This window comes from Vibrio sp. Makdt (assembly GCF_027587015.1).
GTDB classification, from domain to species: domain Bacteria; phylum Pseudomonadota; class Gammaproteobacteria; order Enterobacterales; family Vibrionaceae; genus Vibrio; species Vibrio chagasii_B.
The window spans coordinates 21252-30757 of the sequence record NZ_JAPPTH010000038.1 but is presented as its reverse complement, the minus strand read 5'-3'; the positions used below and the strand labels follow the sequence as shown (position 1 = coordinate 30757).

Genomic DNA, 9506 nt, shown 5'->3' with positions numbered 1-9506 from the left:
ACAGATAAAAAAAGGGACGCCATGAGCGTCCCTTTTTTTATTCAATTTTTTCATTTCGAAAACAGATGTAATGTTAATACGTCCCAATTCGCATAGTAGAAACCCGCGGCAGCCAAAGTCATTGCCATCATCAGCAAAATCGCAACTCGCCATATAAAACGACCACTACGTGGAGTCAGCTCCTTCTCGCAGTCGTTACACATCATGATGAACTTATGTTGATCTTCCAACTTAGCATCATGTTCGTTCACTACTTTATTTCGGCAAGTCGCGATATAACGCAACTTGCTTACCATATCGTGCGGTAGCCTTTCTTCACAGCTTGTTACGAGCTCATGCAATCCTTCGCCTTCAGCGTGATATTGAAGTCTCAATAATTTCTCTATATTGCGAGTTCTTGTCACCACTTTTTCAATATCGGTCATCTTGGCCCTCCCACTCCACACTATAATTCTAGTCGAGCATTTCCTTATTCTTATACAAAATCACTGCTATTTACGAGAGAAAGAGACAATAAATAACAGTGCTTTATCCCAAACTGGCCATTAAATGTGATATCTGCCGAAAAATAATCAGCTTTGCTTACAGCAGTTCACGAATAGCGGCTTTAAACACATATCCCTATTGCCCGAAAGACTAGAATAACCATTACGACTACATGGAGGTTATATGCCTAACTCACTCTTTTTTGCCATCTTTGCACTCGCAGGTCTCGCGGCCTGGGTATTTCTTGTTTTTTATCGAAAACACATGCAAGGCGAGAACGCACCAGAAAAGAAAGTGAACGTCACGGTATTAGATAAACAATCCATCGACCTTCCTGATGCAGAACCAGGTCAAGAAGACCAAGAGTATTGGATTTATGTTCAACGCGGTGTAGTTGGTCCGAAACGTGAATTCCAAGTCGGTATTCACTACTTCCACGCTCTTAACCCTGGTGACAAAGGGACTTTAACCTACCAAGGCGATAAATTCTTACACTTTGCGTTGAAGCGCTAACCTTAGCGCTTCATCCCTTCCTCATCGATAATCAGCAACAAACCAATATCGAAATGCCTTAGCGTATCGCTAAGGCAATAGCCAACGTGTCTTCTCTGACTTAGAAACGATCCAGCTCATCCACAGTGCACCCGCTCCGCTAATCACTATCCATAATGGAATAACCCAAGCTGGGTGACCTTGGTACCAACCAAACTCTTTCATTGGCCACAAGAAGATTGGGTGCAGTAGGTAGATACCCAAACTGTGTTTACTGATGAAGCCAACCACTTGATTGCCTTTGTCTGACAACCCTTCTCCAAAGTAGCGACACAACATAAACACCATGCTCGCAGCTAATACCGTATTCAAGGTTTTGTAGGAGAACCAACGACCAACCGTGTACTCTTCTGCAGCTAAGCTCGCATCAACCACCATATAGACTGTGGTCAACAGTGCCAATACGCCAAGTCCAGCACTCACGCTAACGGTAAACTTATTAAGTGGGACTTTCTTGTACAGCAGATACCCCAATGGCAAGTAGCCAGTGTAAAGCCATAGCTCATGGCTCCAAGGACCATCGATTCTGAGTAAGAACAGTAACGAGGTAAACAACCACACCGCAGTGAAGCTATAAACCGCCTTATCACCATACTTTCTCACCATGATCTGTAAGAATGGAATCACAAAATAGAGTGGAATGAAGTAGTAGAAGAAACCTAAGTGATAGTAGGTGTAGTGGTGATAGCTATTGAGCAGTACATCCCAACTGACATCGGCATCAAAGCCCATCGCCGACCATCCAGACAGGTAGGTATAAAAAAGCGACCAGACAATAAAAGGAATCAATACCTTACCCAAACGGCGCTTTAGATAATACTTGGCATCAAATGGGCGCTGGTCACTAAGCATCAGGGCGCCAGTTATCAAGATAAAGACAGGCACCGCCCAACGGCTGAAACCATTGACCGTGATCGCCGTTAGCCACTCACCAAAAGGAATGGTTCCTAGCTCGTTGCGATAAGGTGCCAAAACATGAATCGCGATAACCGCTACGGCCGCGACACATCGTGCTAAATCAAAGAAGAGAATTCGCTGCTTCATGTAAATGCCTGATTAATATTCAATCATTCTACTATAGCAATAAAAAAGCTGACCGGAATAAATACCAAGTCAGCTTATTGTTAAAGGAGAAGCATATCGCGATTTTATCGAATCCGACGGAAGCTTATGCCGCTGAGGTTTGTGGCACCTTAGGCAAGCGTAACGAGATCACCGTCGTTATTGCTAGAAACGCGAACGAGACCCACAAACAAGCTGACAAGCCGCCGATTTGGAATACCAAGCCAGATAGGATTGTGCCTATTAAGCGACCCATCGCGTTCGCCATGTAGTAGAAACCCACATCAAGCGACACACCATCGCCTTTCGCGTAACTGACAATCAGGTATGAGTGAAGCGATGAATTAACCGCGAAGATGGCACCAAACACCATCAAGCCGCCAATGATCACCAGTTCTGGTTGCCATGCTATCTGCACCGCATAAGCGATACCCGCCGTTACCAGAGCCAGTGCGCCCGCCCATAACAGTGCTGCATGTCCATCTGGCACCTTGCCCTTCGCTTTACCGGTAATCTTAGGCGCAATGCCTTGTACAAAGCCGTAAGCGATGGTCCAAGCCGCTAAAAAGCCACCTACCCAAGAGTGATCCCAACCAAATACGCTACCAAGATAAATTGGCAGAGCAATCACGAACCACACGTCACGAGCACCAAACAGGAACATGCGCGCCGCCGATAGGATATTGATGGATTCAGACTTAGAGAAGATCTGTTTGAACTTAGGCTTGGTTTTCGCCTTACCCATGTCTGCCTCTAAGCTCACCACACTGCCGATGAAGACCAGTGTTAGCACAGCCGCCATCGCAAGCACTGCGTATTGGAAACCAATGGTTGAGAGCAGCAAACCACCAATAAAGAAGCCTGCACCTTTAAGCGCATTCTTAGACCCGGTCAGAATCGCGATCCACTTATACAAGGCACCTTGTTGCTCATCCGGCACCAAAGTCTTGATTGAGCTCTTGGCACTCATCTTGTTGAGGTCTTTAGCAATACCTGACAACGCCTGCGCTGCCATTACCCATGGGATGGTCAACATCGCTGATGGCAGTGCGAGCATCCCCAAAGCGAAGACTTGCATCCCGAGGCCAATGTTCATGGTCTTGTTGAGGCCCAGACGCGCCCCCAGCCAGCCACCAATTAGGTTCGTCACCACTCCAAAGAATTCATAGAAAAGGAACAGTGAGGCGATCTCTAACGAGCTGTAACCAAGGTCGTAGAAATACAGCACCACCAGCATGCGCAGTGCACCATCAGTAATGGTGAAATTCCAGTAGTTGAAAGTCACCAACATGTATTGGCGAACACTCTTGCTTAGATTTGAAAACATAACGCTATCTCTGCAATCAAAACAAAAAGAGCTTTTGGATCACGATAAGCTAAACACTCAAGATACCAAAAGCTCCTTGTCTAACAACGATGGCTGTTAGCTATTCGCTACGCCATTGATGTATTCAACCTGTATAGGTTTAGTGAAAGCACCTGGACGCAGTGCTTGAACTTCTTGAACGATCTTGTCGAGGCCCCAGCCTTTTTCTAACAGTAGGTGAGCCGCGAACAAGCCAGTGCGACCAGAGCCGCCCATGCAGTGCATCGCTACTTTCGCACCGCTATCAACGATTTTGTGTAGCTCTGGGCTTGCTGCAGACCATTTCGCTGCAAACTCAGCACCCGGTGCACAATCGTCTTCAATTTCAATTTGAAACCACTGCATGCCTAGCGCACGTGTTTTCTCGCCCAGTGCTGCTACGTCTTTGCTTGCAAGCTCTGCATCATCAAGCGCAGTCACAATAGCTTCAACGCCCTGCTCTTTCAGTTGTGCTAGAGATGCATCAAGATCAGCATCTTTAGTACCTGGGCATGGAGTCAGGATTAGTGCGCCTTTCTCAAGGTCTAGTTGCCACGTTGGATGTGTCATAGTGTCTTCTCCAGATTCTTATTTAGAAAGACCGACGGTACGTACCAGCTCAGCCGTACGTGTCGCGTAACCCATTTCGTTGTCGTACCAAGCGTAGATCTTAACCATACGCTTACCAACCAGCATGGTAGACAGTGCGTCAACGATAGTAGAACGTTGGTCGCCTTTATAATCGATAGAAACCAGTGGACGCTCTTCAAAGCCAAGAATGCCTTTTAGCTCATTCTCAGACGCTTCTTTCAGCATCGCGTTAACTTCTTCTACTGTCGTGTCTTGCTTCACTTCGAAGATAATGTCAGTCAGAGACGCGTTCGCTAGTGGTACACGAACTGCGTGGCCGTTGATGCGGTTTTCTAGCTCAGGGAAGATCTCAACAATCGCCTTAGCAGAACCAGTTGTTGTTGGGATTAGGCTCATGCCACATGCACGTGCACGACGTAGGTCTTTGTGCGGCGCATCTAGGATAGTTTGCGTGTTGGTTAGGTCGTGAATTGTGGTGAATGACGCGTTCTCGATACCTAGCTTCTCGTTGATTACCTTAACCACAGGAGCGATACAGTTAGTGGTACAAGACGCTGCCGTCACAATTTTATGTACTGCTGGGTCAAAGATGTTGTCGTTCACACCAACCACGATGTTTGCGATGCCTTCTTCTTTCACTGGCGCTGATACCACAACACGCTTCACGCCTTGCTCTAGGTATTTGTTTAGGAAAGAAGTCTTACGGTGAACACCGGTCGCTTCGATAACCACATCGCAGCCAGACCAATCGATCGCATCGATGTCGCGCTCTTGTGTGGTTTTAATGCGTTGACCATTGATGATCATCTCATCGCCTTCAGTTGTTACTTCATGGTTCCAGCGACCTTGAACTGAATCGAACTCAAGAAGATGTGCTAGCGTTGCAGTATCACCCGCTACATCATTAATTTGTACAAACTCTAGCTCTTCCCAATCGAAAGCTGCGCGAAGTGCTAGACGGCCGATACGACCAAAGCCATTAATACCTACTTTAACTGTCATTTTAATATCTCTCAGTTAGTGGTGAATCTAAAAATATTCGATTAAACGCAACATTGAGGACGTGAAGTCATCGCTTCTAGGCGCTCAATATCTTGTTGGTATTCAGTTTTCAAACAGTTCGATGCGATAAGGTCATCAATTAACTTTAGCATCCAACCCGGTAAATCATTGGCAAGGCGATAGAACACCCATTGCCCTTGGCGAACGTCAGTCAAAATGCCGTTTGAACGCAGCTGCGCAAGATGGCGCGATACCTTTGGCTGACTTTCTTGTAATGCCTGAGTCAACTCACCAACAGAAAGGCACTCTTGGCGCACAATCAACATTAAGCAACGCACTCGCGTTTCGTCAGACAGTAATTTAAAAAATTGGTGAGGAAGCATAACTACATACTCATATATGGATATACGTATATATTAGTTATAAAAAAACGCACGTCAAGGCGTGCGTTTTAAATGTCATAAAAGTTTAATAAAGCAACACTACAGCTTGTTGGTCACAGTGTGACTCCAGCGACGCGCTTCTGTAAGTTCAGTTTTTACCTGATCCACGCTAAGCCCTAAATCAGCGCAGTGCTCATCAATCTGCTGCCAATCCGCATGCTCAAAGCTCTCCTCAAGGGCAAGCAAGGTACCGTAAGGCCCTTCCCTACGTAATAGAGCAACCTTGATACTTTTACACAAAGGCAACTGCTCGACTAAGTTCTCTAACGACAAATCCAACAGCGCATCTAACAAGGAGAATAAGCCAATCATAAAGGCCTGCTCTCTGTACCCTTCAAATGCCTGATAGCGAGACATACGCTGACAAAACTGAGCACGCTGTAGAGACAATCCATACAGCTCTTTCGGCTTTTTATCGGACACATAAGAGGCGACGGCTAACGAGACAAACATTTTCAGCTTCTCTTGCCCTAGATATACCAAAGCCTGACGAAAAGAAGAGATGGTCACTTCAAGGCGTGGCGACATAGTATTCACAAACCGCAACAGCTTATATGAGAGCGCCACATCTTTCGCAACAATGCTTTCCACCCGCTGAAAGTCCACATCGGGCTTACACACTTCTTGGAACAGCTCCATAGCAATCACTTGCTCAGGGCTAATGTACTTACTCTTGATGATTTCCGGTTTATTGAAAAAGTAGCCTTGGAAAAACTTAAAGCCAGCCTCTTTGGCTTGCTGGAATTCTTGCTCGGTCTCAACACGCTCCGCCAAAAAGCTAAACTTTTTCCCTTGATGCGCCCTAACTAAATCACACGCTTCATCCAAACCCATCTGCATAATATCGAGCTTTACGATATGCGTGTATTTAAGGAAACGTTCCCATTCTGGGGTCGAAGTAAAATCATCTAGGGCGATCATGTAGCCTGCTTGGTAAAGGTCTTTAACCGCTTCCAACAATTCATCTGTCGGTTTGCAGGTTTCCAGAATCTCTACCACCACCTTATCTTTCGGCAAACTTAAGGGCAGTCGACGAATCAAACTTTGATAAGGGAAGTTGATAAAGCAGCGTGAAGATGGGATAGAAGGGTTAAGACCCACAGACAAGAAGTTCTCAACAATCAGACGATACGTTGCTCGATTAGACTCAATATGCGCTGGGTACGCATTCTTTTCTCCATCGCGAAATAACAACTCATAGCCGAGTGTATTCCTCTTGCGATTTAAGATAGGTTGTCGAGCAACGTATGTAGCGGTCATTTCTTGATAACTCTGATTGGTTTAACTATAACTCAGTCGCTTAATCTAAGCTTTCGCGGCAGCTAGCAAAGCACCGCAGCCCATGAACATACCACCAAATATTTTATTTATCTTACCCATTATGCGATCAGAGCGAATAAAACGTCCCATTTGTGACGCTAATGAGGTGTAACCCAACATAACAACGCTATCAATGAATACTGTCGTCACACCTAGCACAAATAACTGAGGTGCTTGAGGTTGTGTAGGGTCAATAAACTGAGGAAACAAAGCCACCAAAAACACGATTGATTTCGGGTTAGTTAGGTTGATAAGCACAGCGTTTCTCAGCAGTTTGCCACTCGACAGAGTAGAGCTTTCTTCAGATGCTACTAGGCTCGAGCTATCACGCCATTTTTGAATACCTAACCAAAGTAAGTACACCACGCCGACCCACTTAATGATGGTGAACGCCAACGCAGACTTAGCAACGAGTGCACCGATACCCGCGCCCACCAGCATAATGTGAAACGCAAGACCAAGCTGTAAGCCAACAATTGATGCGAGTGACTTTTTAGTGCCATAGCTAAGCCCATTACTGATTGAGTTAACGGTACCCGAGCCCGGAGCCAAGCTAAACAAAATCGCTGTGACAACATAAGCAAGCCAAACATGAGTATCCATTTGCATTTCCTTACTAGTTCTTTAATCTAACAACATTAGTAGCAATAAAGCTCTCACACGCATCAGTTCAGGTAATTTCCCATGGAAAACCACAGCGAAGCCACCTTCCCTTACACTCAAGAACCTCAGTTCGATCATGCGATTAAACACCCGATCAACGCTCTTTGGCAACAAAGAAAAGAGGGGTATTTAACATCGTCTGGTAAAAAGAAACTGTACTGGTGCAGCCTCACCTCAGAGAAGCACAGCAAAGCCATTGTGATTTCAAATGGCCGTATTGAATGCTGCCAAAAATACCAAGAAATCTTTTATGATTTTTATCAACAAGGCTATGACGTTTATTCATTTGACCATCAAGGTCAAGGCCAGTCGGAACGTATGGTAGCAGACTCTGACATTGGTCACATTCATGAGTTTGATGATTATGCATCTGATATGTCTGACATGATTGCCAGTTTTGACCTCAGCAAGTATGCCAAGCGATATCTGTTAGCCCACTCAATGGGTAGCACTATCGCAACACGCTATCTACAAACCCATCCAGACCACCCATTTGATAAGGTCACCTTGTGCGCCCCAATGTTTGGTATCAACACCGAGTGGTACTTAAAGCCTATCGCAATGATTGTTGGGCAAGTGCTTACCGCCTATCACGCCAAACCGGTTTACGCGCCAGGTCAGCAAGCCTACTACTCGAAACCCTTCGAGAATAATCTCCTGAGCCAAAGCCAGGTGCGTTATCAGTGGTTTCGCCGACTTTACGAAGAGAACCCGTCACTGCAAGTCGGTGGTGCTAGCACTCGCTGGGTATGGCAAGGGTTAATGGCAGCCAAGCAGTCAATCCAACAGACTCGTCAAATCAAGATCCCTCTATTGCTGATTCAAGCTGGTGAAGAAAAGATTGTGAGTAACGATGCTCAGGTGAAGTTCATCAATAAACTGAAGAAAACCAACTCGGCTTGCCAATTTAAAATCATTGAAGGCTCAAGGCATGAAGTGTTGTTTGAGCAAGACAAATACCGCAATCAAACACTGGATGCCATTAATCAGTTTTTTGCTTAGCACTCATCACATCAACAACACAAGAAACAGCGAGCCATAAGATAACAATTAAAGAGGAAAAGAAGTAAGTGAGCTTTGCCCTCTTTTCTTGCATGATTTTGGCATACAATTTCTGGGTAGATATATTGTAGTTAAAACGATGCTAGCGCTGGCTAGTGTTGATATTGGTTAAGCACTTTGCAATGAGGGTTAAATGACTATTCCTGCACTTAAAGATTCCGTGAAAATCGTTGCCTCTGATTTAGATGGTACGCTTTTGGCTCCCAACCATCAGTTGAGCGATTTTACCAAGCTAACGCTTAAGAAGTTACACGAGCAAGGTTATACCTTTATCTTCGCAACGGGTCGCCATCACGTCGATGTAGCTGGAATTCGTCAAATCGCAGGGATTCCGGCCTACATGATCACATCAAACGGTGCTCGCGTACACGACCAGAATGATCAGCTAATGTATAGCCAAAACGTACCTCAAGAACTCGTTCAACCGGTTATTGATATTGTGCGCCAAGATCCAAACATCTTCATTCACATGTACCAGAATGAAGATTGGTTACTCGATCGTGAAGATGAAATGCTGGCTAAGTTCCACAGTGAATCTGGCTTCAGCTACAAGCGCTTTGAAGCAGACAATGCGCCGAACGACGGCATTGCCAAGGTTTTCTTCACTCACCCAGAGCAAGACCACGAATATCTAGTTACGTTTGAACAAAAGCTAAAAGAAGCATTTGGAGACAAGCTAAACGTTGCCTTCTCAACGCCTTGGTGTCTGGAAGTGATGGCCGCTGAAGTATCTAAAGGCCACGCTTTAGACGCCGTTGCGAAATCCCTGAACCTAACGCTGGATAACTGTGTTGCCTTTGGGGATGGTATGAATGACGCTGAGATGCTGGCAATGGCAGGTAAAGGCCTAATCATGGGCACTTCACACGAGAAAGTGATGCAAGCACTACCAGACAATGAAGTGATTGGTAGCAACGCTGACGATGCCGTTGCGCACTACTTAGAGAAACACCTACTCTAAACAACCCCATCATACAAAA

The 9506-nt window shown here is 45.5% G+C and carries 11 protein-coding genes; 3 read left to right on the top strand and 8 right to left on the bottom strand.

All coding sequences use genetic code 11. From position 1 onward, the window contains the following. Positions 1-50 precede the first annotated feature (50 nt). Entirely contained in the window at positions 51-425 is a 375-nt protein-coding gene (locus OH460_RS25995) for a hypothetical protein (RefSeq protein WP_004740517.1), read from the bottom strand. Positions 426-669: 244 nt separating this feature from the next. Here OH460_RS25995 and OH460_RS25990 point away from each other — a divergent pair, with 244 nt between their 5' ends. Next, positions 670-999, top strand: coding sequence for a DUF2500 domain-containing protein (locus OH460_RS25990; RefSeq protein ID WP_004740515.1), 330 nt, complete (start codon positions 670-672; stop codon positions 997-999). A 69-nt stretch (positions 1000-1068) separates the two neighbouring features. On the opposite strand, the gene OH460_RS25985 is transcribed toward OH460_RS25990, so the two are convergent. The 7 genes from OH460_RS25985 to rhtB form a co-directional block, all read right to left on the bottom strand. Then, positions 1069-2082 (bottom strand): acyltransferase, encoded by a 1014-nt coding sequence (locus tag OH460_RS25985; RefSeq protein WP_186171926.1) that lies wholly within the window; start codon positions 2080-2082, stop codon positions 1069-1071. Between the two features lie 124 nt (positions 2083-2206). Further along, positions 2207-3427 (bottom strand): organoarsenical effux MFS transporter ArsJ, encoded by a 1221-nt coding sequence (gene arsJ / locus OH460_RS25980; protein WP_136981724.1) that lies wholly within the window; start codon positions 3425-3427, stop codon positions 2207-2209. A 96-nt stretch (positions 3428-3523) separates the two neighbouring features. Beyond that, complete coding sequence (locus tag OH460_RS25975; protein WP_270000047.1) at positions 3524-4015, bottom strand: cyclin-dependent kinase inhibitor 3 family protein; 492 nt, start codon at positions 4013-4015, stop codon at positions 3524-3526. Between the two features lie 18 nt (positions 4016-4033). After that, entirely contained in the window at positions 4034-5038 is a 1005-nt protein-coding gene (locus tag OH460_RS25970; RefSeq protein WP_239963016.1) for an ArsJ-associated glyceraldehyde-3-phosphate dehydrogenase, read from the bottom strand. Between the two features lie 41 nt (positions 5039-5079). Beyond that, positions 5080-5421 (bottom strand): ArsR/SmtB family transcription factor, encoded by a 342-nt coding sequence (locus OH460_RS25965; RefSeq protein ID WP_004740493.1) that lies wholly within the window; start codon positions 5419-5421, stop codon positions 5080-5082. Between the two features lie 99 nt (positions 5422-5520). After that, positions 5521-6741: an EAL and HDOD domain-containing protein gene (locus OH460_RS25960; RefSeq protein WP_102423317.1), complete on the bottom strand. Its 1221-nt coding sequence runs from the start codon at positions 6739-6741 to the stop codon at positions 5521-5523. 45 nt (positions 6742-6786) lie between these two features. Next, on the bottom strand, positions 6787-7404 hold the full coding sequence (rhtB, locus tag OH460_RS25955) for a homoserine/homoserine lactone efflux protein (RefSeq protein ID WP_136981728.1): 618 nt from the start codon (positions 7402-7404) through the stop codon (positions 6787-6789). An 81-nt stretch (positions 7405-7485) separates the two neighbouring features. Here rhtB and OH460_RS25950 point away from each other — a divergent pair, with 81 nt between their 5' ends. Together OH460_RS25950 and OH460_RS25945 are read left to right on the top strand one after the other, a co-directional pair. Further along, positions 7486-8466 (top strand): alpha/beta fold hydrolase, encoded by a 981-nt coding sequence (locus OH460_RS25950; RefSeq protein ID WP_270000046.1) that lies wholly within the window; start codon positions 7486-7488, stop codon positions 8464-8466. A gap of 193 nt (positions 8467-8659) precedes the next feature. Further along, positions 8660-9487: a Cof-type HAD-IIB family hydrolase gene (locus OH460_RS25945; protein ID WP_186171931.1), complete on the top strand. Its 828-nt coding sequence runs from the start codon at positions 8660-8662 to the stop codon at positions 9485-9487. Positions 9488-9506 lie beyond the last annotated feature (19 nt).